This window comes from Pseudoalteromonas sp. S3178, assembly GCF_005886985.1.
GTDB classification, from domain to species: Bacteria; Pseudomonadota; Gammaproteobacteria; order Enterobacterales; family Alteromonadaceae; genus Pseudoalteromonas; species Pseudoalteromonas carrageenovora.
The window spans coordinates 1-248 of sequence record NZ_PNCW01000341.1; the positions used below are offsets into that span (position 1 = coordinate 1).

Annotated in this window: 1 protein-coding gene; it reads left to right on the forward strand. The window is 48.0% G+C overall.

All coding sequences use genetic code 11. The features are described from left to right. The coding region (locus CWC11_RS21230) for a response regulator (RefSeq protein ID WP_138684201.1) at positions 1-248 on the forward strand (248 nt) is incomplete at both ends.

Here is a 248-nt window from a genome sequence, read left to right on the forward strand (position 1 = left end):
GAAGTATATGAGGTGGGTAAGTTCGATATCGTGCTAATGGATTTAAATATGCCTGTGATGGATGGCTTTGAAGCCACTGAGCGTTTGAGAGTGCTAGATCCGGCCGTGCCTATTTTGGTCGTGACCGCAAATACTAATGCGGAGGATTTGGATAAGGTCTACGCACTTGGCGCAACGGCTCATTTGTATAAGCCGTTGCACCCGGATGTGCTGCATAGCAAAGTGGCGCTATTACTGAATGAGTGTGG